Genomic DNA, 26,626 nt, shown 5'->3' with positions numbered 1-26,626 from the left:
CTGATGTTATGAAATCAAAGATTATTGCATCCGTTCGCTTTTTAAGCTCGGGTCACGAATATCAAAAAAACTAAACGATGAGTAAAATCAAAGAAATAATTTCCGTACTTGAAGAAATGGCACCACTCGCCTATGCTGAAGATTTTGACAATGTGGGATTATTGGTTGGAGACCAAGAATCAGAAGCAACTGGAATTTTGGTTTGCCATGATGCTTTAGAAAATATAATTGAAGAAGCGATTGTAAAAAAATGCAATATGGTTGTTTGTTTTCATCCCATATTGTTTTCTGGTTTAAAAAAAATAACAGGAAAAAATTATGTGGAGCGAGCTGTAATTAAAGCCATAAAAAATGATATTGCCATTTATGCTGTTCACACCGCTTTAGACAATCATCAAGAAGGCGTGAATAAAATATTCAGTGACGCATTAGGACTGATAAATACTAAAATTCTGATTCCGAAGGAAAATTTCATACGAAAATTAGTAACATATACAATTCCTGAAAATGCAGAAGAGGTGCGAAATGCATTATTTGATGCCGGAGCAGGAACGATTGGAAATTATGATAATTGCAGTTTCAATTCGAAAGGAATTGGATCCTACTTGGGAAACGAACACAGCAATCCACAAGTTGGTGAGCGATTTGAGTTTGTACAGTGTGACGAAATCAAAATCGAAGTCACTTTCGAAAAACATTTGGAAAACAAAATCCTGAAAGCATTATTCAAAAGCCACATATACGAAGAAGTAGCGTATGAGGTTTATGAGTTGCAAAATCAACATCAAAATATTGGTTTGGGAATGATTGGCGAATTGAAAAATTCCATGAGTGAAAAAGAGTTTCTGCTTTTTGCAAAAGAAAAAATGGAATGTGGCGGGATTCGACATTCTAACTTCACAGGAAAAGAAATAAAAAAAGTAGCCGTTCTTGGCGGAGCAGGAAGTTTTGCAATAAAAAATGCCATTCAAGCTGGAGCTGATGCGTATTTGACCGCTGATTTAAAATATCATCAGTTTTATGAAGCCGAAAATAAGTTGCTTTTAGCCGATATTGGGCATTTTGAAAGCGAACGCTATACAAAAAATTATATTGTTGAGTATCTTCGGAAAAAAATCCTTAATTTTGCAGTTATTTTATCAGAAGAAAATTCAAATCCAGTTAAGTACTTATAGAATATGGCGAATACGAAAGAATTAAGTGTTGAGGACAAGTTAAGAGCAATTTACGATTTACAACTTATTGACTCTAGAATTGACGAAATCAGAAACGTAAGAGGAGAACTTCCTTTAGAAGTGGAGGATTTAGAAGATGAAGTGGCTGGATTAAGCACACGTTCAGAAAAATTGAAAGGGGAGCTTGAAGTTGTCGAGGATCTAATCAAATCAAAAAAGAATGCAATTGAGGAGCACAAGGAGGCTATCAAAAAATATACGAAGCAACAAGAAACGGTTCGTAACAACAGAGAATTTAATTCGTTGACAAAAGAGGTAGAATTTCAAGAATTAGAAATTCAATTGTCTGAAAAACAAATTAAAGAAATGAAAGCTTCTATCGAACACAAGAAAGAAATAATTTCAAGCTCTAAAGAAAGATTAGAAGCAAAATCAAATCACTTGAAGCATAAAAAATCTGAGTTAGATGCTATCATGGCTGAAACCGCTAAAGAAGAAGCATTCCTATCTGAGAAATCAGCTGAATACCAAGGATTAATCGAAGAAAGATTATTGAAAGCTTACACAAGAATTAGAAGTAGCGTTCGTAATGGTTTAGCAGTAGTCTCTATTGAAAGAGGTGCATCCGCAGGTTCATTCTTTACAATTCCACCGCAAACACAAGTGGAAATCGCTTCAAGAAAGAAAATTATCACTGATGAACATTCAGGAAGAATATTAGTCGACAGTGTATTAGCTGACGAAGAAAAAGAGAAAATGGAACAGTTGTTTTCTAAATTCTAATTACATTCAAGTCCCGATAAACATCGGGACTTTTTTTTATGAAAAAAACAGTATTTTTTATATTCACTAAATCCATTGGACTATACATTAACCTTTTGAGTTTAATATTTCCAAAAAAAGCTTCACAACTGGCGTATGCTTTTTTTAGTGAACCTCGAGAAGGTAAATTATCCAAAACCTGTCTCCCTGGAATTCTTCAAGAAGCACAATCTGAAACGTTTCAAAATGAAGAACATTCCTTTCACACTTATACCTGGAAAGGAAATGACACCATTATTCTTTTGGTTCATGGTTGGGAAAGTAACGCATCTCGCTGGGAAAAGATACTCCCGTATTTAAAAAAATCAGGAAGCACTATTATTGCCATTGACGGACCTGCACATGGATTGTCTAGCGGGAAAGAATTTAGCATTCCTAAGTATGCAGAATTTATTCATATCGCTGTCGAAAAATTCAAGCCTAAATACTTAATAGGGCATTCTATTGGTGGAAAAACCTGTTTGTATTACCAATCTGTTTATCAAAATGACTCCCTAAAAAAAATGGTGATTCTAGGATCTCCAAGTGATTTTAATATTATATTGAACAATTACATTACCTTGTTGAGTTTAAATGCTAAAATTTCAAAATCCTTAGAAGATCATTATTTAAATCATTTTAAACTCAAATTAGAACAATTTTCAGGGAAATTATTTGCCTCAAAACTGAACATTAAAGGACTAATCGCACATGATGTTGACGACACGGTAGTTTTATTCGAAGAAGGAAAAAAAATTGCCGAAGCATGGGAAAATGCAGTTTTTATTGAAACCAAAGGTTTAGGGCACAGCATGCATGACGCCGATTTGTATCAAAAAGTATCTGATTTTTTATTTGAATCGGATAACTAAATAAAACATCTGCGAAATTTTTTACAGATTTCCTGTTTTTTTAAATAAACAATTTACCACATAAACGATTAAACAATTTAGTACTACTTTTGCAGTATGGAAGAAAATTTAAAACGCCTCAATAAATTCATAGGAGAAACTGGGTATTGCTCCCGTCGCGAAGCTGATAAAATCATTGAAGAAGGTCGAGTAACCATCAATGGAGTCGTTCCGGAATTAGGCACAAAAGTTTCACCGAATGACGAAGTGCGTATAGACGGTAAACTAATCCGTGAGAAAAATGAGAAACCCGTTTATCTTGCTTTCTATAAACCTGTAGGAATCGAGTGCACCACAAACCTTGATGTTCGCAATAATATTGTAGATTACATCAATTATCCGAAACGTATTTTTCCTATAGGACGATTGGACAAAGCCAGTGAAGGCTTAATTTTCATGACTAATGACGGTGATATCGTTAATAAAATATTACGCGCGAGAAACAATCACGAAAAAGAATATACGGTAACTGTAAACAAACCCATCACCGATCGTTTTATCGAAAGAATGGGAAATGGAGTTCCTATTTTGGACACCGTTACCAGAAAATGTAAAGTGGAACAAATTAGTAAATTCACTTTCAAAATTATCTTAACACAAGGTTTAAACCGTCAAATTCGTAGAATGACCGAATATTTAGGATATGATGTTACGGCTCTAAAACGCATCCGAATTATCAATATTTCACTTGATGTTCCTGTGGGACGTTACCGTGATTTGACCGATGCTGAAATCAAAGAATTAAACGAGTTGATTGAACCTTCAAGCAAAACAGAAGAAGCGAGTTTACCTAAAACAGAAGCACCAAAAAGAAGAACTGAATTCATAAAGAGAGATGATCCAAGATTTAAAGGACGAGGGGATTATTAAAAATACAAAAATCCCATTACAAAATGAATGGGATTTTGCTTTTATTTACTCGGTAAAAATTCATAATACAAAGCTTTTGATAAAAAGGTCCTTGATTGTAATCGACTGATGTCCTTCTCTCTTGAAATTTCAATGTACTGTCCTTCTAATTTATTTTGTGAAAAATAGTCTCTACGCACTTCATCATTGAAATTTAATCCGGATAAAAAGGTAGATTCAACTCCTTTATTTACAGAAATATTATAATTAGTAATCAGATTTCCCCAATTCACAAAACTGCATAGTAGTATTGTTCCGTAGAAATACCAAATCATTTGATTGAAAAGAAAAGTATTTGTTTTTTGCTTGGTGATTTTTATAAAAGAAATAACCAATCCAATTAGAGCAAGAATCAAGAAAGCATAAACACCTAACCTTTTATAAGTCAATCCGAAAAACGAAACATATTCTGAGTTTTTGATGATCGCAGATAGTATTAAAATTCCATTTAAATGAATCCAAATCTTAGCTAATTTTTTAAGATTTTTAGCTTTTTCATCAAAATTAAACCCTCCTTTAAAATAGAATAAAATAACACCAACTGCCATTATGATTGAAAAAATAACGGCAGTTACTCTTTCGTGTGTATCAGAACTTAAGTTAGATTTTTTGACCACTTCAAAAAATTGCTCATAATTATAAGTAGCAATGAAAACCAAAAGAAGCACATTTAAAAGAAACAAAGTAATCTCGCCACTTCTTCTTTCAAAATCAATATCCAGAAATGAAAATGAATTTTGATTTTGCGTTTTGGCTTCTTCCTTAAAATCATTGTCCAATAAATCATTCTTTTCATAGCAAACCTCAGGAATCCAATAATTCCAGAAAGTGAACGAAATAAAAAATCCTAAAGCGGTAAGTACAAATGCTTGCCAAGCATCAATATCTAAATAATAACCGGTAAACAAAGAAGAAAAATAATCACTTCCAAAAGAATATACAATTAAAAACAATCCAAGAAATAGGAATGGAATAACAAAATAAGCAATCAGTTTTTTAACAAAACCGTTATTGACTTTTCGTTTAGGGAGATATTGACTGAACATAAATATGCGCCCTAACGAAGCGATTCCGTTGATAAACACCAAAGGAAGAGCCTGCAACAATTTAAGTTTTGGTTCCTGGGTTTTAAATTGTAAAAATATAATCGACAAAGCCATGGCAAAAAATGATGGAAAATCTCCGTACCAGGCAAACGCAAAACAAGACAGAACCGATGTAACCACTAAAACCAAATGCAACCTACTGGTAAATTTCTCTTGGAAGAAATAACATATTAAGGCGGTTTGCATCATCCCGAAAATGGCCCAATTAAGACCCAAATCTTCGTTGTAAAAAAGCAGTGTAAAAACCAAACTGCTGGCTAAAATAAAGTGTATTTTTTTCATAATAAAAAATTTAAAAGTACTTTGCTTTTCAAAGTATTTAGTTAAAAAAAAGCGTTATTTAGATTTGATTAATTTTTCAAGACTATTCAAGTGGGAAACAAAAGCTGCTCTCCCCATATTAGTAACACGATACGAAGTTTTTGGTTTTTTACCAACAAACTCCTTTTTCACTTCTATGTATCCTGATTTTTCCAATGCAGAGGAATGACTTGCTAAATTACCATCAGTAATGTTCAATAAAGATTTCATTTCAGTAAAATCAATCCAATCGTTAACCATCAAAACAGACATAATGCCTAATCTGACTCGACTTTCGAAATCTTTATTTAATTTATCAATGATACTCATTTCTATTTGTATTTTTTGAACACAATTATTCCGTAAAGGATATGCAAAATTCCAAATCCAATTGCCCAAAAAACAAGTCCGAATCCAAGATAAAAAAGGGAAATACAACCTAAAATAATCTCACATGCACCTAAATATCTAATGTCTGAAAAAGTATATTTACCCGCATTAATAAGTGCTAAACCATAAAACAATAAAGTGACAGGAGCAATAAGAGCAAATAACTGGTGGTACAAAAGTGCCATGCAAAATACGCCTCCAACCAATAAAGGAATCGCTAAATTCAGTAACATTTTTTTAGTAGTATTAGTCCAAACCGGTAAATCAAACTTTTTACTTTTTCTCAAAGTAAAAAATATACCCGATCCTAATGCTAAAACCAAAATTGCCAAAGCAATAAATGCCAGTTCGATTATAAAATCATAACTGTAGCTTTTTTGCTTACCATCAAAATATTCAATGCCATTATACTTAAAAAGTTGATAGGCATAAATTGACCCCGCCAATGCAAATAAACCGGCAAATACTCCTGAAAGGCCACTTAACGAAATAAATCTTGAAGAGCGCTCCATCATGGAACGAATATGTGATAAATCTTCTTGAAGCTTTTGACTCATAAATAAAGTACTTTGAATTACAAAGCTATTTATTATTTTTAGATTTCAAAATAGAAATCGATTTAATTTTAATAAATTTTATAAAATGTATGTTTATACAATGGAAATACCCTCTATTTAAAGGAAAAGTTATTGTAAAGATTTAGTTTTCTTAAAATCTATTTTGAGCCTGCTTCCCAACCTCTTTGAATCTCACCAATAGTAAAATCCCAGTCGTAAATTGTCAGTATGATAAAAAGAGTAGCAAATCCTAAGAAAAACATTAGTACGTCTCTGTTTGAAATTTTCATTTTTATAGTATTTAATTATTTGTTAAAATATAAAAAATTAATTGAATCAAAAACCAAAAAAAGTAAGATTATAAACGTTAATAAATCAAAACCATCTTTTTCTTTTGAATAAAAACACCCCAAAAGCGGATAACAAAACAGATACGGAAATAACAATCCATATTCCATAGCGGTTATCTTCTAAATCATTAGGGACATTCATTCCATACAAACTGGCTATCAATGTTGGAATCATCAGAATTATAGAGATTGAAGTCATCTGCTTCATAATCGTATTCATGTTATTAGAAATCACAGAAGCATACGCATCCATGGTTCCGGTCAAGATGTCGCTGTAAATATTAGTGGTTTCTTGCGCCTGACGCAATTCAATTTCAACATCTTCCAACAAATCCATGTCAAAATGTTCTTTTTGGGATTTTATATTCTTGATGCGATGCAACAAAATATCATTTCCCTTCAAGGAAGTCATAAAGAATACCAAACATTTTTCTATTTGAAGCAACGCCTGCAATTCTTCATTTTTAATTGACTTTTCTAGATTGTCCTCGGCTAATTTTATTTTTTGGTTGACTTGTTTTAAGTATTTCAAAAACCAAACACTGGAAGAAAGCAATAACTTCAAAACTAAATCGAAGTTGTCTTTAATGTTGATATTCTTGCGTTTTGTATATGTAACGAAATCCGTAAGCATTTCCGTTTTATGAAAACTGATGGTGATGCAAACTTCTCCTTTAAAAACAACTCCGACAGGAATCGTATGAAAAGGCAACTTCACATCGTTACTCTTTACAGGAATTCGCATGATTATCAAAGTCCAACCATTTTCAATTTCTATCCTTGGTCTTTCGTCAATATCTTCAATGTCGTTATAAAATGCTTCGGGAATTTGTAATTCTTCGAGTAAATATTTTTTTTCTGCTTCGGTAGGACATTCAATATTTATCCAGCAGTTTGGAGTCCATTCTGTAGTGGCAATTAATCCGTTATTGTTTTTGTAAAAAGCTCTCATTTCAAAATTCTATAGGTTTATGTATAGCCTCTTGAAAATTGTCCAAGTGCTACATTAGTTCAACATTTCCGAATAATAATCGTCCATTACCATTTTTTTAGTGATGCAAAAGTATTCTTTAAATTCCGTTTTAGAATCAATTATCAGAATTTTATGCGTTTTTTAAGATAAAAAAAAGCCTTAAATGTATGTTTAAGGCTTTAAATCAAAACAATTTTTCTCTTTATTTATTTCTTTTCATTTCCCTTGCCAAAAGCGTATTTTTCAACAACATCGCAATGGTCATAGGTCCTACTCCACCTGGAACAGGAGTAATAAACGATGATTTTTTACTCACCTGCTCAAAATCAACATCACCGGTGATTACATATCCTTTTGGGTGTGAGGCATCTTCTACTCTGGTAATACCAACGTCAATTACTACCACTCCCTCTTTTACCATATCGGCTTTCAAATAATTCGGAACACCAAGAGCGGTGATAATAATATCAGCATTTTTAGTGTATTCTTCAATATTTTTGGTTCTACTATGCGTAAGTGTTACCGTTGAATCACCCGGATATCCTTTGCGACTCATCAAAATACTCATAGGACGACCCACAATATGACTTCGTCCAATAACTACGGTATGTTTTCCAGCAGTTTCTACTTTGTAACGCTCTAACAATTCCATTATTCCATAAGGAGTTGCGGGCAAAAAGGTTTCCATTTCCAAAGCCATTTTTCCGAAATTGGCAGGATGAAATCCATCCACATCTTTATCAGGATCAATAGCCATAAGAATTTTCTGCTCGTCAATGTGTTTAGGCAACGGCAATTGAACGATATAACCATCTAAATCACTATCTTCATTTAGTTCTTTGATTTTTGAAAGCAACTCTGTTTCAGTAATCGTTTCTGGCAATGCCACTAAAGTAGATTCAAAACCAATTTGTTGACAAGACCGCACTTTACTCCCAACATAAGTTAAGCTGGCTCCATTAGTACCAACAATAACGGCTGCTAAATGAGGTACTTTATCCCCATTGTCTTTCATTTTTTGTACTTCTGCAGCGATTTCACTCTTAATATCTTCTGCTGTTTTTTTTCCGTCTAGTAGTTGCATTGTTATTTAGTTTAATGTATTAAAGCAGAAAGTCTTAAAGCCATTACAACTTTAAGACTTTCGACTTTTGACTCATTTTATTTCATTCCTGGCATTCCGCCTTTCATTCCGCCCATCATTTTCATTAGGTTTTTTCCTCCTGGACCCTGCATCATTTTCATCATCTTGCTCATTTGGTCAAACTGCTTCATCAATTGATTGACTTGCTCGATTTTGGTTCCCGAACCTTTAGCAATTCTAGCTTTTCTTTTTACGTCAATTAAAGCCGGCTTGCTTCTTTCAATTGGAGTCATCGAGTGAATAATTGCTTCGATATGTTTGAAAGCATCGTCTTCAATCTCAACATCTTTCATGGCTTTTGAAGCACCTGGTATCATCCCAACCAAATCTTTCATATTACCCATCTTCTTTACTTGCTGAATTTGAGAAAGGAAATCATCAAAACCGAATTCGTTTTTGGCAATTTTCTTTTGGATTTTTCGTGCTTCTTCTTCGTCAAACTGCTCTTGAGCTCTTTCTACCAAAGAAACAACATCTCCCATCCCTAAAATTCTTTCGGCCATACGAATTGGATAGAACACATCAATGGCATCCATCTTTTCTCCTGTACCTACGAACTTGATTGGTTTATTAACAACCGATTTTATCGAAATTGCAGCTCCACCACGAGTATCTCCATCTAATTTGGTTAAAATAACACCATCAAAATTTAATCTTTCATTGAAGGCTTTTGCCGTATTTACAGCATCTTGACCTGTCATTGCATCCACAACAAACAAGGTCTCATTAGGTTGAATCGCTTTATGAACGCGTTCAATTTCGTTCATCATTTCCTCATCTACTGCTAAACGACCCGCCGTATCAACAATCACTACATTGAATCCATTTGCTTTAGCGTGTTTGATTGCATTTTGAGCAATTTCTACCGGATTTTTATTTTCTGGCTCTGAATAAACCTCAACTCCTATCGAATCTCCAACAACATATAATTGTTGAATCGCCGCTGGACGGTAAATATCACAGGCTACTAATAATGGTTTTTTATTCTTTTTTGTTAAAAGATAATTTGCCAGTTTTCCTGAGAAAGTAGTTTTTCCTGAACCCTGCAAACCTGACATTAAAATAATTGATGGATTTCCAGAAAGATTGATTCCGGCAACATCACCACCCATTAATTCTGTCAATTCATCTTTCACTAACTTCACCAATAATTGTCCTGGTTGAAGGGTAGTCAATACATCCTGACCTATTGCTTTTTCTTTTACTTTGGTGGTAAAATCTTTGGCAATTTTAAAATTGACATCGGCGTCAAGCAAGGCTCTACGTACTTCTTTTAGCGTTTCGGCTACATTTACTTCGGTGATTTTTCCGTGACCTTTAAGTATATGAAAGGCTTTATCTAGTTTATCGCTTAAATTATCGAACATAGTATTGATTTATTTTGAGATGCAAATTTAATGATTTGATATTGAAGTTGAAATAGTATTAGAAAATAAAAAACAATTGTTTTAAAATAAATTTAAAAATAACAAAAGAGGCTAGATGATTCTAACCTCCTTTTGCCAAAAAAAAACTAACTAATTATAAAACTTACTTTCTTATTTTACAATAGCATATTCAAGAGTTGGATATCCTCTGACACCTGCATCATTTGTCATGGCAAGGAATTTTATTTTATAATAATTTCCAGCAGCATCTTTCACTACATAAAAACGATCTGTTTTAATACTTGGCAAAGTACCAGGTCCGCCACCAGCTCTCCAGCTAGCACCAATAATTCTTTGATCCGTAGCCGAAACTAAAAAATTAGACTCAACAACTTTTGCCTTTGTGAAGTCTGCATAAGACCCTCCATCTGCAACCAAAACTTGATATACTTGCGTTCCACCTTTCATATTAGAGATAATAAAATCGGAAAATCCATAAGTTACTTCACCTGACCCAGTTGCTAAATAATTTGTAAAAGCGGTGAAATTCAGGTCCCATTTTGCTTTTTGAGGCTCTACTGAAACGGTGTTCCCAGTTGCTAAACTAAAAAACGAAAAATTGAATTCAGCATCTTTAGTGATCGTTCTTTCTGTAAATGTTGCAGATGCCAAATCTGCATATTGAATTTTGTATCCGCTTCCGCTTCTTAAAATCCTTACTTTTTTCCAACCTCTAGCATCTCCATCAACACTAACCGAGCCTACATTTGGCGTAGTTGTAGAAACAGCAAACCCAAGATTTACTAAATAAACTTTATTGTCCGCATCTATAGCCGAAACCTCGGCAATTGCAGTTCCGATTCCTGCTCCAGTACCTGCTAGAACTCCTTTTGGATTATCAACATATCCGTTGCTTGCTATATTTGTCCCGCCACCAACTGCAACGGTAGCATCACTCGTTTGAACCAAAGTAATATCCGAAGTTGCTAATTTCTTTACTGCCATTTTTAGAGACCCATTGATTACTACCCTAAAATCTGAACCAGTAGAAAATCCAAAATCCCAAGATGCTCTGTTGACCGACTCTGATTTCCCTGTGCTTAAATCTAGATACACTTGATTAGGTTGGTTTGCTCCACCAACTGATGGCTGTAAAACTGCCCCAACAGAAGGAATCTCAACAGGGGTATTATTATCATCATTTGAACATGATGCAAGTGTAAAAAGTGTAAAAGACAAAAATAAAAATGCTTTTTTCATTGTAATTGATTTTAAATTAAAGATTGAGGTTATATGTTAATTTTACGAAATAAGAACGCCCATAAGCCAGCAATACTTCAGTAGAGCTTGCGTGACTAGCGCCTTCATTAGTTCTTGTTTGATTGACATTTTTTATATCAAATAAGTTTCTTGCGCCAATTGTGGCTTCGAGTTTATCATTGAAGAAATTTTTCCTGACAGAAACATCTAACCAATTGCTAGCATCAACTTCTGAAATAACATACGCTGATGTCGTTTCTATAAATTGTTGTGATTTTCCATTGTATTTGTAATAAGCCGAAAAAATGGTTTCCCATCTTGGAATAACATACGAAACACTACTATTCAAATTAAAAGAATACAGAAATTTATCATCCGAAGTGAAAATCTGATTTTCAATTTTTTGTGAAACTCCTATTATTGAAGCTCCTAAATTGACAGTCAAATTATTTTTCTTGAATTGATTAACCGAAGAAACATTCCACATCTTATACTTACTGATATTAATGTATTGGTATTCTGGACTTCCGGTATCTTTATTAAAACCAATAAGCGCCATATCTATTCTATCATTTACATCTAATAAACTCCCCGTTAACATATTCGAAAATTGCACCCCAGAAGCACAAAGAGTTTGTTTTTTTATACTCATTTCATACGAAGTACTGGTTTCTGGAATAAGGTTTTGATTCCCTACAAAAAAGTGTCCATCAAAAATCAACTTAGAATACAACTCTTGAAAAGTGGGCGTTCTAAAAGATTTCCCTAAAGAACCACGGAATTCGACACCTTTATCAAAGAGATAACGAAGTCCCAAAGAAGAAGCATATTGATTTTTGAACATGGATTGATCTGAAAATCGAATCCCTGTTCGTATCGAAAATCGTTCAGTGGCTTTGATCTCTGTGGAAACAAAAAAATCATAATTCTCAATGCGTTTTGTGATGGGAACAAAAATAGTGTTGGCTTCTTGAACCAATGAAAAACCAAGATTATTCACAAATTCATACCCTAATTGTAAGTCAACTTTGCTGTCAGGAAAAAAATTACTCAACGTTCCCGTAGAATAAAGTACTTCCATCGATTGGTCTTTAATTTTGATGTTATTACTTTCATTTTGGGTACTCAAATAATATCTGAAATCTTCAACATTCCTTTTCTGCTTTTGATGCGAAACAGAAACATTATAATTGAGTTGCGACAGCAATTTTCCTGCAGAATTTAAATGATGAAAATATCTATTAGTTAAATATTGCTTGTCATTTGCATATCGGTACGACCCCAAAGTAGTGTTATAGCCAGATTGAACGGCACGGTTATAATAATCTACATCTTCGTCTAGATATTCGAATTTATAAAAAAAACTGAAATCGTATTTTTTATAAGACACCAATCCCGTTGTGTTTAATTGTTCTTTTGGCAACCAAGTATAGCCACGTAAACCATTATTTTCATTGTAATCCTTTCCTTTTTTATTGTCTAAATAACCTTGAAAATCATTACGATTTGCTCCAATAGACACAAACCAATTTTTATTAAAAGTATGAGAAACCTTCAAAGCTTGAATGTGACGCCCTTTATCAAATAGCGAATATTCATCACCAACAGTTTCCTCTTGAAGTGTTGCCGAAATCCCCCATTTATATTTTGAAGATGTTTTAGTAATGATATTCAAAACACCGCTTACTGCGTTTGCACCATGAGTAACCCCCATCGAACCTTCAATAATTTCGATTTGCTCAATATCATTCAAATTAATTTGTGACAAATCCGTATTATTCCCCAAACCTGATTCATTAACCAAAGGGATATTGTCTACTAATATTTTAAAATACTGAGCATCTAATCCAAACATTGAAACGGTAGATCGACCATCGTTTCCGTTTGGTTTAACGGTTATATTTAAATACTGATTCAAGACGTCCGATAAATTATTCGCTGCCAAATTCTGAATATCTTGACTCGAAATTATTCTTACATTAAAGACCGATTTCTTTATGGATTGTGGTTTAAACTGCCCTGTAACAACAACCTCAGAAAGTTTATTTGCAACAATAGTATCTCTTTTTTGGGCAAAAGAAACATTAGAAATAAAGACTGCTATTGCTAGAATGATTGTAGTTCTCATTGATTTATTTAGAAACATTCTTAATAATTTTCGACAAATATATATCTTATTTTTATTTATTCTAAATAAATATAGTATTTTTGTCCAAAATAAATATTCATTAAAAACTAATCTTATGAGAATCAAAGCATTCCTTTTTTCAATTGCATTATTAACACACTTAACTGGTAAAAGCCAAGATTTGCATCAACAACAAGACATTAATTCCATCAAAGCAATGTGCGGTTGTTATGAAGTGAAATTTAATTTTGCCGAAACTTTTCAATATGCCAAAGATTCAGCAACTTACAAACCTTCAAAAACAAAACATGAAAGCGCTTTAGAATGGATTGAATTAGTGGAAGACACACCAAACAAAATAGTATTACAGCATCTATTGATTGTAAATGACCAAATGATTATCAAGCACTGGAGACAGGACTGGTTGTATGAAAATACGGAACTTTATACTTTTTTTAAAGACAATACCTGGACGTTTAGCAAACTCTCTAAAAAAGACGTAAAAGGACAATGGACACAAAAAGTATTTCAGGTTGATGACAGTCCTAGATATGAAGGAACCGCTTCTTGGGTTCGTGCAAATGGCAAAACTTATTGGCAAAACACTACGGATGCTCCATTACCCCGAAGAGAACACACGAAAAGAGATGATTATAATGTTCTAAAAAGAAGAAACATACATGAAATAACTTCTTACGGCTGGTTGCACGAGCAAGACAACGATAAAATTATTAGAGATGCTGCTGGAAAAGATGTCCTATTAGCCCAAGAAAAAGGCTACGATACGTATACAAAAGTGGCTGACTCTAAATGTATTGCCGCGCAAAAATGGTGGACAGCAAATAATGCCGTTTGGAAAAATGTTAGAAACAAATGGCAAACAGTTTTTGATCGAAAAAAAGACATAACTTTAGAAAATAAAGTAGAAAATAAAGCTCTCTTTTCGCATTTATTCAATTTAAAACCAGACGCCGAAAAAGCCAGTAGTGACGCCATCATTGATAAATTTGTTAAATAAACCACTATGGTCTGAAAGTCCATAGATTTGGTTGGCAGACTTAAAGTCTGCACGGTTGCAAAACTTATTTTTTGCCACGAATTACACAGATTTACACAGATTTTCACGAATTAATTTGTGAAAATTTGTGGAATTCGTGGTAAAATTTTTAAAACCTAAAAGGGAAAAGCACTAAAAGTGCATAGTTATAAACTAAACTTGAGACCAATAAAATTTTGTTATTTATTCAAAAAAAAGAGCCGATAGTTAATGGACTACCGGCTCTTTTTAATTTTACATTCTTTCTGGAACGTTTATTCCCAACAATTTAAATGAAGCTGCAATAGTATCAGCAACTTTTTTAGATAACTGAACTCTGAAAATTTTCTTCTCTAAATCTTCTTCTCCAAGAATAGGAACCGCTTGATAGAATGAATTATATTCTCGAACTAAATCATACGTGAAATTTGCAAGCAAAGCTGGACTGTGATGCTGTGCTGCATTTTGAATAACTTCAGGAAACAACTCTAGTTGTTTTACAAGTTCTTTCTCTTTTTCATGAAGTTGAGTCATTTTTGACTTATTCGAAAAATCAAAATTAGCTTTTCGAATTATAGATTGAATTCTGGCATACGTATATTGAATAAAAGGTCCCGTATTTCCAGCAAAATCAACCGATTCTTCCGGATTGAAGAGAATTCGTTTTTTTGGATCAACTTTTAAAATATAATATTTTAAAGCCCCTAAACCAATCGTGTTGTATAATTTTGCTTTCTCATCAGGAGAATAAGAGTCTAATTTCCCTAAATCTTCGGCAATTTTTTGTGCGGTATCGGTCATTTCCTGCATCAAATCATCGGCATCTACAACCGTTCCTTCACGACTTTTCATTTTTCCGGAAGGTAAATCCACCATTCCGTAAGACAAATGAAATAGATTTTTAGACCAGTCAAAACCTAATTTTTTTAAGATAAGGAACAACACTTTAAAGTGATAATCCTGTTCATTTCCTACCGTATAAACCATTCCGCCTACATCTGGATAATCTTTCACACGCTGAATTGCAGTTCCAATATCTTGCGTCATGTAAACCGCAGTACCATCTGAACGCAATACAATTTTACGGTCCAAACCTTCATCCGTTAAATCAATCCAAACCGAACCATCAGGGTCTTTTTCGAAAACGCCTCTGTCCAATCCTATCTGAACGACATCTTTCCCCAATAAATAGGTATTACTTTCGTAATAAAAGCAATCGAAATTAACTCCTAAATTTTTATAAGTTGTAGCAAAACCATCATAAACCCATTGATTCATGGTTTTCCAAAGCGTGATTACGGCATCATCTCCAGCTTCCCATTTCAGCAACATTTCCTGTGCTTCTAGAATAATTGGCGCTTGTTTTTTGGCTTCTTCTTCTGTTTTACCCGCGCTCATTAATTGCGCTATTTCTTCTTTATACGCTTTATCAAAAGCAACGTAATAATTTCCAACTAATTTATCTCCTTTTAAACCTGTTGATTCCGGCGTTTGTCCGTTTCCGAACTTTTGCCAAGCCAACATCGATTTACAAATATGGATTCCTCTGTCATTAATGATTTGTGTTTTATATACTTTCTTACCGGAAGCTTTGATAATTTCCGCCACTGAATATCCTAAAAGGTTGTTACGTACGTGACCTAAATGCAAGGGCTTATTGGTATTTGGAGAAGAATATTCCACCATTACCGCTTTATCATCGGGTGAAGGTGTTACAAAACCAAATTTAACATCATCTTTAATTTCTCCGAAGAAATCTAAATAGTAGTCATCTGAAATAACAATATTCAAAAATCCAGAAACTACATTAAACCGACTTACCTCAGCCAAATTTTCAACTAAATAGTCCCCTATTTTATTTCCCAATTCTACTGGATTACTTTTAACAACTTTCAACAAGGGGAAAATAACCATTGTAATATCTCCTTCAAATTCCTTCCGTGTAGTTTGAAATTCAACTTTATCAATCGTAACGTCGAATAAAACTTTTACAGCTTTTTCAATAGAGGGCGTAAGAATTTGTGGTAATGTCATTTCGTGTATTGGTTTTAAGGGTGCAAAGATAGTCATATTGCAGTAATTTGAAAATTGGAAAACAAGATAATTTGCACCTAAAAATGAGGCTTTTAATAGAGTTTGAGTTAGATATTCATATTTTTTTCAAAAATTGATGTAACAAAATCCATCTTTAGAGGTCTATTAAGTAAATTTTACAATTTCGTATTTGTTAAAAAATGTTAAATATTATTAAAAAAGGTATTATGTTTAACATAGTATTGTACAAAAGAATACATTTACATCATCAATCATTTAAATCAAATCAATCATGAAACTTAAATTAATTTTAATCTGTTTAATCGGAACGTTGTTTTCGATGCAGGCACAAACTTCGGTCAAACCATCAATTCTGGAAAACTCCGGAATTATCTCCGGAATTATCTCCGGAAAAATCACTGACAAAAAGACTAACGAACCTTTAGCGTACGTAAATATTGTGGTAAAGGAAAACAATAAAGTCATTACTGGTGACATCACATCTGACAAGGGAACTTTTCAAATAAAAAATTTAGCCTTAAAAGATTACGTTGTTGAAATTCAATTTATAGGTTATAAAACCACTACGAAAGCAATTTCATTGACGAACGAAGAAAAAAGCGCAAATCTGAACACGATTGCTATTGAAGAAGATGCCATTCAATTAAAAGGCGTAAATATAATTGCTGAACGCTCTACTATTGAACAAAAAATTGACAGAAAAGTAATCAATGTAGGTAAAGATTTGACTACCGCAGGCGCAACCGCATCCGAAATCATGAATAATATTCCTTCTGTAAATATAGATCAGGACGGAAAATTATCTTTGCGCGGAAACGAAAACGTACGCGTTTTAGTAGATGGACGCCCTAGCAATATTGAAGCTTCTCAGTTATTGAAACAAATCCCATCAACTTCCATTAAAAAAATTGAATTAATCACTAATCCAAGTGCCAAATACAATCCAGAAGGAATGTCTGGAATCATAAACATCGTTTTACATAAAAATGCTAATGACGGATTTAATGCTAGTGTTAATACGGGTCTAACTTTTGCACAAACACCAAAGATTAGCAACTCGATCAACATGAATTATAGAACCGGTAAAGTGAACTTTTTCTCCACTTACGGGAATAATTTTGGCAAAAGATTCAATGAAGGGCAAATTTCAAGACTTGACGACAACTCCAATCAAATGTTTGATATTGTGAATGACAACAAATCTCATTTGTTCAAAATTGGAATGGATTATTACATCAATGACAAAAACACTATTTCTGCCTACACGAATCAAAACATATTTGTTGGAGATGGTATCGTGGATGTGAACATTTTAAATCCTGATGCCTCACAAAATTTACTACTAAATTCTAAATACTTTTCAGATAATACGGACGGTACTTACAATGTAGCTTTCAAACATCTAACAAAAAAAGAGGGTGAAACGCTAGATTTAGAAATAAATCACAGCATCTATTCTGAAAATCAAGATGCTAGTTTTCTAACTTCTTTCAACAACCCAAATATTCCCAGCAGTTCTTATACAGATAATCTTGGTGAGAAAAGAAATAATTCAACCATCAATTTAGACTATGTAAATCCGCTAAATGACAAGACTAATCTAGAATTGGGTGCTGAAAGCAGAATTGTACGAACCGAAAACAATTACACCACCAACAACAGTTCTTTATCAAATTCTGACTACACCTATGATTTAGATATTTATTCTGCTTATGCTACTTTTGGGCAGAAATTCAAAAAAATAGGATACCAATTGGGTGCCCGTTTTGAAAGCTACAAGGTAAACGCAATGTTAAACGGCGCTACTGCTTACAAGGACGATTACTTCACGATCTACCCTTCTGCTTCGATGACTTATTCTCCTACCGACAAAAATCAGTTTCAAATCAGTTTGAGCCGCCGTGTAGACAGACCTGGTTTAGACCAAACCAAACCTATTAGAGAATTCAGCACACCTAGAGTAACTTCAATTGGAAATCCTGAATTAGATCCACAATTTACCAATTCTATTGAATTAAATTATACTAAAACCATTGCTAAAGGAACATTTACCACAGGTCTTTTTGTACGAAGCATTCATAACGAAATTAACAGAATTCTGTACCCAGATCCAGAAAATCAGGATCAACAAATTATGAGTTTTGATAACTTCGACAATAATACAGCCTATGGTTTTGAAGTCTCTTTAAATTACAAAATCAATAGTTGGTGGGATATACAACCAGCAATAGATTTTTCTAGTATTAACCAAAAAGGATTGGTTTCTGTATTAAACACAAGTAGCAATTCATTTGATTTGGTTTCCAAAGAAGTTACTGCATCAGCTTTCAACGCACGATTTAACAGTAATTTCAAAGCAACAAAAAGTCTTCGTTTCCTTCTATTCGGATTCTACCGATCTGGTGTTGACGGGGTACAATTCAACGGTAAAGAAATGTATAAAGTTGATGCCGGCGGACGTTATTCATTCCTAAAAGACAAAGCCACCTTAAGCGTTCGTTTCAATGATATTTTCAATACCATGAAAGCCGGTTTTGATGGGCAAAATCCATATCCGCAAGTAGGTCAATTTACTTGGGAAAGCCAATCCGTTTATCTTGGTTTCAACTACATCTTTGGCGCAGGAAAAAACAAAAGCTTGCAACGCAAACAAAGAGATAACAACACCAAACAAGATGGCGGAGGACTGTTTTAAACAAAAAATAAAATGCCTCAACAAAGATTAGTTTTAATAGTTAGTTACCAAAAGAAAAACCCGGAGTATGCCAACTCCGGGTTTTTCGATTTAAATAATTTTATATCTCTTACAAATTTGCTTTTATAGACTGAATTTCCTGTTGATTTGCTATTTCGCCTGAATCAGTTATAGCCGAGGAATGATAGAAAACAGCTTTCGTTTTTTCTTTTAATAATCCAATATTCGTGGAACGCAATCCACCACCAGGCATAATGATAATCCTATTATTTGCCTTTTCTACTACTGTTGCCAATACATCAATACCGTCTACTACATTTGTTTCTTCCCCTGAAGTCAAAATGGTTTTAAAACCACATTCGATTAGCGATTCAAGCGCTTGAAACTTGTTTTTTATTCCATCAAAAGCACGATGAAACGTACACGGAAGTGGATTTGCCAAAGCTACTAACTCTGCATTTTGTAGTTCATTAAGACTACCGTCTTCGTTTAAAATTCCAAAAACAAAACCATCAACCTGAAGTTTTTTGAATGCTAATATTTCTGATTTCATTTGTTCGAATTCAAAATCAGAATACACAAAATTTCCACTACGAGGCCGAATCATAACATTCAAATCGATGGTGGCTTTATCCCGAACAATTTTGGTGAGTTCAAAATTAGGAGTCGTTCCGCCCTCTTTCATATTGGCACACAATTCTACTCTATCAGCACCATTATCTTGAGCTATAATAGCCGATTCAAGATTAAAACAGGCTATCTCCAGTTGAGCTTTTTTCATTTATTTTAAAAAATAATCGGCATCAATTAATCGGTTTCCTGTTGCATCGTTGACTGCGTAATTAAAACCTCCTTGAATACAATAGGAACCATATTCCCCTTTTTTATTTAATGCGATGAAACCAACTTGGATATCTTTCAGGTCTTTATTTCTATTCTTTGTTAATTTTACTATTCTGGCAACCGCTTCTTCACATGCTTTTTGTGGTGATCTTCCTTGGCGCATCAGCTCGACAACCAAGTGACAACCGGAAATCCGAATTACTTCTTCTCCATGTCCTGTGGCTGTTGCGGCACCAATTTCATTATCAACATACAAACCAGCCCCAATAATAGGTGAATCGCCCAAACGTCCATGCATTTTGAAAGCCATTCCGCTTGTTGTACACGCACCAGAAAGATTTCCATCAGCATCCAAAGCAATCATCCCGATGGTATCGTGATTTTCAATATTGGCAATAGGTTTGTACTGGCCGGTTTTCAACCATTCTTTCCATTCTTTTTCGGATTCTTCCACTAACAAATTTTCTTTTACAAAACCTTGCGACAACGCAAACTGCAATGCACCATCACCCACTAACATAACATGCGGTGTTTTTTCCATCACAGCACGAGCCACAGCAATGGGATGTTTTATAAATTCTAAGCATCCTACGGAACCAATATTTGCATTTTCATCCATAATACACGCATCAAGTGTAACACGACCATCTCGATCCGGCCTTCCACCATAACCCACGCTTCTTTCCGTTGGATCGCCTTCTGGAATTTTTACTCCCGCCTCGACAGCATCTATGGCTCGACCGTTGTTTTTTAAAATTTCCCAAGCGGCGGCATTCGCTAGGATTCCAAAATTCCATGTAGAAAGCACAATGGGTTTCATTACTTTTTTAGATGAAAAACTATTTTCTTCCTCTGGTTTCCTATTGAATGAATGTAATGCCACAGCAACTGAACCTATTGCCGCTGTTTTTAAAAAATTTCTACGGTTTGTCATTTTGATTGGATTAGTATTGGCTGCATCAATTTTGAACTATAAACATAATGGTTCGCTTTTAAATAAAAAAACCTGCACAATAATTTGTGCAGGCTTAAAATTTTTATCGAGTAACAATTAGAATCGGCATCCGATTCCTTAAACTACTTTTTACCATTTAATAATGGCGCTTCCCCAAGTAAAACCACTTCCAAATGCTGCCAAAACAACAGTATCTCCTGATTTTATTTTACCTTTTTCCCATGCTTCAGTCAAAGCAATTGGAATAGAAGCTGCGGTAGTATTACCGTATTTCTGAATGTTATTATAGACCTGATCATCTGTCAAGTTAAATTTCTTTTGGATAAACTGGGAAATTCTCAAATTAGCCTGATGTGGAATCAACATATCAATATCAGAAACCTGCAAATTATTAGCTTGTAATCCCTCATTAATTACTTCGCTGAAACGAACCACTGCATTTTTAAATACAAATTGTCCGTTCATGTATGGAAAATAACTTTCGTCATCCGGATCATTATCTGCTAAAATATCAGTTACCCAACGGCCTCCCATTCCTGGAGCTTTTACAATTAATTCTTCGGCATGTTGCCCTTCAGAATGTAAATGTGTTGATAAAATTCCTTTCGTCAAATCTTCTTCTCTGCTTAAAACAGCTGCTCCTGCCCCATCTCCAAAAATTACCGAAACACCACGTCCACGGGTCGTCATGTCCAATCCTGTAGAATGAACCTCAGACCCAATGACCAATATATTTTTATACATTCCAGTTTTTATATACTGATCTGCTACTGACAAAGCGTAAATAAAACCAGAACATTGATTTCTTACATCCAATGCTCCTACGGTTCTTAAACCCAAATCACGTTGCACTAAAACTCCTGGTCCAGGGAAATAAAAATCAGGACTCAAAGTGGCAAAAACCACAAAGTCGATATCTTCCTTAGCAACACCAGAACGCTCTATCGCAATTTCAGCCGCTTTTACACCCATAGAAGTCGTTGTATCCTCTCCTTTTATAATGTGTCGTCGCTCTTGAATTCCTGTTCTTTCCTGAATCCACTCGTCATTGGTATCTATAATTTTGGACAAATCGTCATTAGTCACTACGTTTTCGGGAACATAATAACCCAATCCTGCTATTTTTGAATGATACATACTATTGTTATTTTATTAAAATAAAGTTGCAAATTTAAAACATACTTAAAAATATAAGCTCACAAATTACCACTTTTTTGTCAATTTACAAGTTTTATGGCTTTTGTCATCCTTTACCGCTATTATCAGTCCTGAAATTATGACAGAACACAAATGAAAACAAATGAAAACAAATCAAAAGAATGCAAACTGAAACCAATGCAAAAGTTAAAAAGAGTTTTTTACTTCCAAATGTAACAACATTGAATTATTTTAGACCAATTATTGACACTGCTAATGCTAATTTAAAATCATTCAAATTATGAAGTTAAAAATTCCATTTTTTTTATTTCTGGGACTGAGCTTAACCACTTTTGCACAAGAAAACTTAACCTATCAAAAACCATCTCAATCCATTTTGGAATTAGCTGATTATGAAAGAGCACCCTCAGTATCTATGGATACCAAAAAAGAATACATGCTGTTGACCTACAGAAACACCTACAAATCACTGGACGATTTAAACCAAGACGAACTGCGTTTGGGCGGTTTGCGAATTAATCCAATTACGAATATTTCAAGTACAGTTACGTATGTAAACAACCTGAAATTACGTAAAATAAAAGACTTAAACGAAGTACAGGTTACTGGTTTGCCAACAAATCCTCGCATCAGTACTATCGCTTGGTCACCTAATGATACAAAAATCTCATTTTCCCACACTACCGCTTCAGGTGTTGAACTTTGGGTTATTGATGTTGCTTCGGCGAAAGCCACTAAATTAACTGAAGCCACTGTAAATGCTAATATTGGAAGTCCGTTTAGCTGGATGAATGACAACGAAACTATTTTGGTGAAAATGTTACCAAAAAATAGAGCAGCACTTTTGGATGCCAAAAAAGATTTGCCAACCGGCCCAATAATTTCCAATGCTGATGGGGCGAAATCCCAAAACAGAACCTATCCGGATATGTTAAAAAACAAGAATGATGAAATCAATTTTGAGAACATCATGACTTCTGAATTGTACAAAGTGAACTTGAACGGAACCGCAACTTTATTCAAAAAAGCCGATATGTACGCCGGAGAAAGTTTTTCGCCAGATGGAAATTATTTGATGATAACTACGATTCAAAAACCATTTTCATATATCGTTCCATTGAGTCGTTTCCCATCAAAATCTGTAGTTTATGACAAAGCCGGAAACGAAGTAAAAGTGGTAAATGAAGTGCCACTTACTGAAATTATCCCTAAAGGTTTTATGGCTGTTCGAAAAGGAAAAAGAAACATGAGCTGGAGAACAGATAAACCGGCAACATTAGCGTATGCTGAAGCTTTAGACGGCGGAGATCCTGCAAACAAGGTGGAGTTCAGAGATGAAGTTTTTCTATGGAACGCACCATTTGATGCAGCAGCTACTTCATTAGTAAAAACGCCGCAACGTTACGACCGAATGATCTGGGGGAATGACAACGTTGCGATTGTTTCAGATGAATGGTACGATACGCGTAATACCAAAACGTATATAATCAATCCTTCGAATCCAGGTCAGGCTCCAAAAGTAATTTTCGATAGAAACTCACAAGATGTGTATGCTGATCCCGGAAATTTTGAAACTAGAAAAAACGAATACAACAGGTATGTTTTGGCTATCGAAAATGACAATGCTTATTTACTTGGCGATGGTTTTACTAAAAACGGTCAATTTCCATTTATCAGCGAATTTAATTTGAAAACATTACAAGCAAAACGTTTGTACACCTCAACTTACACAGATAAAAAAGAGGACATATTAGAGATTGAAGATTTCAAGAAAGGAACTGTTTTAGTACAAAACCAGTCTAAAAATGAATATCCGAATTATTACCTTAGAAACATCAAACAAAAAAATAAACTAACGCCAATTACCGCATTCAAAAATCCTTTTGAAAGCATCAAAAATGTGAGTAAAGAAGTGATCAAATACAAGCGTAAAGATGGTGTCGAATTATCCGGAACGTTGTATTTACCTGTTGGTTATGACAAGGTTAAAAAAGAGAAAATGCCATTATTGATTTGGGCCTATCCAGCCGAATATAAAGACAAAAATTCAGCGGGACAAAGCACACAAAACCCAAACGAATTCACATTTCCTAGTTATGGCTCGTTCGTATATTGGGTAACCAAAGGCTATGTAGTTCTTGATGACGCTGCTTTTCCTATAATTGGCGAAGGAACGACTGAACCAAATGATAATTTCATAACTCAATTAGTTGACAATGCAGAAGCAGCGATTAATGCGGTAGATGCTCTCGGATACATCAACAGAAAAAAAGTAGCCGTTGGTGGTCACTCGTATGGCGCTTTTATGACGGCTAATTTATTGACACATTCTAACCTTTTTGCTTGCGGAATCGCTCGAAGTGGTGCTTACAACAGAACGTTGACTCCTTTTGGTTTCCAAAGTGAGCAACGCAATTACTGGGAAACTCCTGAAGTATACAATACAATGTCACCATTCATGAATGCGGATAAAATGAAAACGCCTATGCTTTTAGTACACGGTGAAGCCGATAATAATCCGGGAACGTTTACGTTACAAACCGAACGCTATTTTCAAGCTTTAAAAGGTTTAGGCGCTCCGGCAAGAATGGTGATTCTTCCAAAAGAAGCTCACGGTTATGCTGCCAAAGAGAATATTTTGCATTTGCTTTGGGAACAAGATCAATTCTTAGAAAAATATTTAAAGAATTAATTCCTATTTGACATAAAAGCAAAACCCCGAAATCATATTGATTTCGGGGTTTTCTATTTTTAAGCTAACATCAAGTACACTTCCTGATTGAGTTCTAATTCAGAATCGTGTTCAAAGAAAATTGCTCTTCGTTCAAAAGCTGCTTTAACTAAATAATGACTTCCTTTGAAATAGCAATGCTTGACAACTGCTTTCATAATTGCGTTGTCTACCACTATTAATTGATGCGGATACAATAAAAGATTCGCATCTTCATCGTCTTCAAGGTCTATTAATTGCGATAATTTCAATTCGTTTACTTCCCCAAAAAGAGACGCAATGTATTTATTAGCTGGGTTTTCATACAAGAATTTAGAATTCCCTTTTGCCACTACTTTTCCGTTTTGAACTACAATTGTTTCATCAGAAAAAGACAACGCATCGGTGCTATCATGCGTAGCAATAATACAGGTAACCCCTTTGTCTTTTAAGTAACGGAATAAATTACGACGCAACGAATTCTTTCTGAAAGAATCAATTTGACTGAACGGTTCGTCCAATAAAATAATTTCCGGTTCCAAAGCTAAAACTCTAGCCAAAGCCACTCTTTGCTGCTGTCCGCCACTTAGGAATTTTGCTTTTACTTTTGCAAAAGCGGTCATTTCGACCATATCCAATAACTCTTGAACGCGGGCTTTCTTCTGCTCAGGATACATATTAGACAGGAACTTGCCTACATTTTCTTCAACAGTGATATAGGGCATCAAATCGAAATCCTGTGCTAAATATTTAACATAGTCTTCTCCTGGAACAAGATTGTATTTTGGGCCCAAAATAGGGTTTTCATTATAGGTTATTGCTCCGCTATCCAAGTCATATAATCCGTAAATGAGTTTAAGTAATGTACTTTTACCGCAACCGCTTTCGCCAATAATAGCGGTGTTTTGACCTTTGGCAATTGTAAAACTTACATTTTCAATAACGGGTTTGTCAATGTAAGTGAAGGAAATATCTTTTATCTCGAGCATCATCTGTATTTAAGAGTGCAAATTTACAATGTTTAATTCAAATTTAGGCACAAAAAAAGGCTGCTTCTTGACGAAACAGCCTTTGTTTATATAGTATTTTTTGCTTAGTTTTTAACTTCAGCTTCGGCGTCTTTAATCATTTTCTCATTTGCAGTAATAGCAAATTCAACACGACGGTTTTGACTTCTACCCTCAACAGTTTCATTTGAAGCAATTGGATCAGCAATTCCTAAACCAGTAACTTGAAATCTACTTGAAGAAACACCTTTGCTATTCAAATAATTTCTAACTGAGGCTGCTCTTTCTCCTGAAAGTTTCAAATTGTAAGCAGCTGCACCAGTACTATCTGTATATCCGTAAATCGTAATGTTAGTATCTGGATATTCTGCAAAAACAGGAACCAATTTATCTAAATTTGCTTTTGCAGCAGCAGTCAAAGAAGATTTATTAGTATCAAAACGCACTGCATTTTCATTCAAAACTAATTTAATTCCTTCTCCTACACGAACTACTTCAGCTCCTGGAAGTGCAGCATCGATTTCTCTTGCTTGTTTATCCATTTTGTTACCAATAACTCCACCGGCAACTCCACCAATAACACCACCTAACACAGCTCCCATTGCACCTTTACCACCTTTACCTAGATTGTTTCCTAGAACACCTCCAAGTACAGCTCCGGCTACAGCACCTATACCAGCACCTTTTTGAGTATTATTAGTGTTTTTTACCGCCTCGCAGCTCGTAAACATTGAACCTATAATCATTATTGTTGCCATTGCAACTATCGAAATCTTTTTCATATTTGTATTTTTTA

Annotated in this window: 22 protein-coding genes; 7 read left to right on the top strand and 15 right to left on the bottom strand. The window is 34.4% G+C overall.

The genetic code is table 11. The annotated features are described in order from the left end of the window. The first annotated feature begins 77 nt into the window (after window positions 1–77). The 4 genes from ACNQF6_RS08375 (at window position 78) to rluF (ending at window position 3,757) form a co-directional block, all read left to right on the top strand. Window positions 78–1,175, top strand: a complete 1,098-nt coding sequence (locus ACNQF6_RS08375) for a Nif3-like dinuclear metal center hexameric protein (RefSeq protein ID WP_417964948.1) — start codon at window positions 78–80, stop codon at window positions 1,173–1,175. Between the two features lie 3 nt (window positions 1,176–1,178). Beyond that, a complete protein-coding gene (locus ACNQF6_RS08370) occupies window positions 1,179–1,958 on the top strand; it encodes a zinc ribbon domain-containing protein (RefSeq protein WP_417964946.1) in 780 nt (259 codons plus the stop codon). 95 nt (window positions 1,959–2,053) lie between these two features. Beyond that, entirely contained in the window at window positions 2,054–2,848 is a 795-nt protein-coding gene (locus ACNQF6_RS08365) for an alpha/beta hydrolase (RefSeq protein ID WP_417964944.1), read from the top strand. A gap of 96 nt (window positions 2,849–2,944) precedes the next feature. Next, window positions 2,945–3,757, top strand: coding sequence for a 23S rRNA pseudouridine(2604) synthase RluF (gene rluF, locus ACNQF6_RS08360; RefSeq protein ID WP_315208988.1), 813 nt, complete (start codon window positions 2,945–2,947; stop codon window positions 3,755–3,757). Window positions 3,758–3,798: 41 nt separating this feature from the next. Here rluF and ACNQF6_RS08355 read toward each other — a convergent pair whose 3' ends face one another. From ACNQF6_RS08355 to ACNQF6_RS08315, 9 genes are all read right to left on the bottom strand, one after another. Beyond that, the gene (locus ACNQF6_RS08355) at window positions 3,799–5,184 is read right to left on the bottom strand and encodes a DUF4153 domain-containing protein (RefSeq protein WP_417964942.1); all 1,386 of its coding nucleotides are present in this window, start codon (window positions 5,182–5,184) and stop codon (window positions 3,799–3,801) included. A 54-nt stretch (window positions 5,185–5,238) separates the two neighbouring features. Continuing rightward, entirely contained in the window at window positions 5,239–5,532 is a 294-nt protein-coding gene (locus tag ACNQF6_RS08350; RefSeq protein WP_099713301.1) for a winged helix-turn-helix domain-containing protein, read from the bottom strand. 2 nt (window positions 5,533–5,534) lie between these two features. Then, window positions 5,535–6,149, bottom strand: a complete 615-nt coding sequence (locus ACNQF6_RS08345) for a hypothetical protein (protein ID WP_417964939.1) — start codon at window positions 6,147–6,149, stop codon at window positions 5,535–5,537. A 158-nt stretch (window positions 6,150–6,307) separates the two neighbouring features. Further along, window positions 6,308–6,439, bottom strand: coding sequence for a hypothetical protein (locus tag ACNQF6_RS08340; protein WP_417964938.1), 132 nt, complete (start codon window positions 6,437–6,439; stop codon window positions 6,308–6,310). 85 nt (window positions 6,440–6,524) lie between these two features. After that, window positions 6,525–7,451 (bottom strand): magnesium transporter CorA family protein, encoded by a 927-nt coding sequence (locus ACNQF6_RS08335; protein ID WP_417964936.1) that lies wholly within the window; start codon window positions 7,449–7,451, stop codon window positions 6,525–6,527. A gap of 223 nt (window positions 7,452–7,674) precedes the next feature. Continuing rightward, window positions 7,675–8,556, bottom strand: coding sequence for a bifunctional 5,10-methylenetetrahydrofolate dehydrogenase/5,10-methenyltetrahydrofolate cyclohydrolase (locus tag ACNQF6_RS08330; RefSeq protein ID WP_417964934.1), 882 nt, complete (start codon window positions 8,554–8,556; stop codon window positions 7,675–7,677). A 77-nt stretch (window positions 8,557–8,633) separates the two neighbouring features. Then, on the bottom strand, window positions 8,634–9,983 hold the full coding sequence (gene ffh, locus ACNQF6_RS08325; RefSeq protein ID WP_282711548.1) for a signal recognition particle protein: 1,350 nt from the start codon (window positions 9,981–9,983) through the stop codon (window positions 8,634–8,636). Window positions 9,984–10,154: 171 nt separating this feature from the next. Beyond that, window positions 10,155–11,243, bottom strand: coding sequence for an HmuY family protein (locus ACNQF6_RS08320; protein ID WP_417964931.1), 1,089 nt, complete (start codon window positions 11,241–11,243; stop codon window positions 10,155–10,157). Window positions 11,244–11,259: 16 nt separating this feature from the next. Further along, window positions 11,260–13,371, bottom strand: a complete 2,112-nt coding sequence (locus tag ACNQF6_RS08315; RefSeq protein WP_417964929.1) for a TonB-dependent receptor plug domain-containing protein — start codon at window positions 13,369–13,371, stop codon at window positions 11,260–11,262. Between the two features lie 115 nt (window positions 13,372–13,486). Between ACNQF6_RS08315 and ACNQF6_RS08310 the strand changes: the two genes are divergently transcribed. Continuing rightward, the gene (locus ACNQF6_RS08310; protein ID WP_417964928.1) at window positions 13,487–14,389 is read left to right on the top strand and encodes a DUF6607 family protein; all 903 of its coding nucleotides are present in this window, start codon (window positions 13,487–13,489) and stop codon (window positions 14,387–14,389) included. A gap of 273 nt (window positions 14,390–14,662) precedes the next feature. On the opposite strand, the gene argS is transcribed toward ACNQF6_RS08310, so the two are convergent. Further along, entirely contained in the window at window positions 14,663–16,441 is a 1,779-nt protein-coding gene (gene argS / locus ACNQF6_RS08305; protein WP_417965039.1) for an arginine--tRNA ligase, read from the bottom strand. 292 nt (window positions 16,442–16,733) lie between these two features. Between argS and ACNQF6_RS08300 the strand changes: the two genes are divergently transcribed. Further along, window positions 16,734–19,157: a TonB-dependent receptor gene (locus tag ACNQF6_RS08300; RefSeq protein WP_417964926.1), complete on the top strand. Its 2,424-nt coding sequence runs from the start codon at window positions 16,734–16,736 to the stop codon at window positions 19,155–19,157. Between the two features lie 109 nt (window positions 19,158–19,266). On the opposite strand, the gene ACNQF6_RS08295 is transcribed toward ACNQF6_RS08300, so the two are convergent. The 3 genes from ACNQF6_RS08295 to ACNQF6_RS08285 all read right to left on the bottom strand — a co-directional run bounded on the left by ACNQF6_RS08295 (window position 19,267) and on the right by ACNQF6_RS08285 (window position 22,092). Further along, on the bottom strand, window positions 19,267–19,938 hold the full coding sequence (locus tag ACNQF6_RS08295; protein ID WP_417964924.1) for a copper homeostasis protein CutC: 672 nt from the start codon (window positions 19,936–19,938) through the stop codon (window positions 19,267–19,269). After that, the gene (locus ACNQF6_RS08290; RefSeq protein WP_417964922.1) at window positions 19,939–20,934 is read right to left on the bottom strand and encodes an isoaspartyl peptidase/L-asparaginase family protein; all 996 of its coding nucleotides are present in this window, start codon (window positions 20,932–20,934) and stop codon (window positions 19,939–19,941) included. A gap of 150 nt (window positions 20,935–21,084) precedes the next feature. Continuing rightward, window positions 21,085–22,092 carry a 3-oxoacyl-ACP synthase III family protein gene (locus tag ACNQF6_RS08285; protein WP_315209048.1) on the bottom strand — a complete coding sequence of 336 codons (1,008 nt, stop codon included), beginning with the start codon at window positions 22,090–22,092 and terminating at the stop codon, window positions 21,085–21,087. Window positions 22,093–22,393: 301 nt separating this feature from the next. On the opposite strand from ACNQF6_RS08285, the gene ACNQF6_RS08280 reads away from it, so the two are divergent. Further along, the gene (locus tag ACNQF6_RS08280; protein WP_417964920.1) at window positions 22,394–24,805 is read left to right on the top strand and encodes a S9 family peptidase; all 2,412 of its coding nucleotides are present in this window, start codon (window positions 22,394–22,396) and stop codon (window positions 24,803–24,805) included. 59 nt (window positions 24,806–24,864) lie between these two features. On the opposite strand, the gene ACNQF6_RS08275 is transcribed toward ACNQF6_RS08280, so the two are convergent. Then, a complete protein-coding gene (locus ACNQF6_RS08275) occupies window positions 24,865–25,812 on the bottom strand; it encodes an ABC transporter ATP-binding protein (RefSeq protein ID WP_417965037.1) in 948 nt (315 codons plus the stop codon). 104 nt (window positions 25,813–25,916) lie between these two features. Next, complete coding sequence (locus ACNQF6_RS08270; RefSeq protein ID WP_417964918.1) at window positions 25,917–26,612, bottom strand: YiaD family glycine zipper/OmpA-like lipoprotein; 696 nt, start codon at window positions 26,610–26,612, stop codon at window positions 25,917–25,919. Window positions 26,613–26,626 lie beyond the last annotated feature (14 nt).

This window comes from Flavobacterium pasteuri, from assembly GCF_048286615.1.
Classification (GTDB): domain Bacteria; phylum Bacteroidota; class Bacteroidia; order Flavobacteriales; family Flavobacteriaceae; genus Flavobacterium.
The sequence above is the reverse complement of the archived record's forward strand: the minus strand, read 5'-3'. Positions and strand labels throughout refer to the sequence as shown.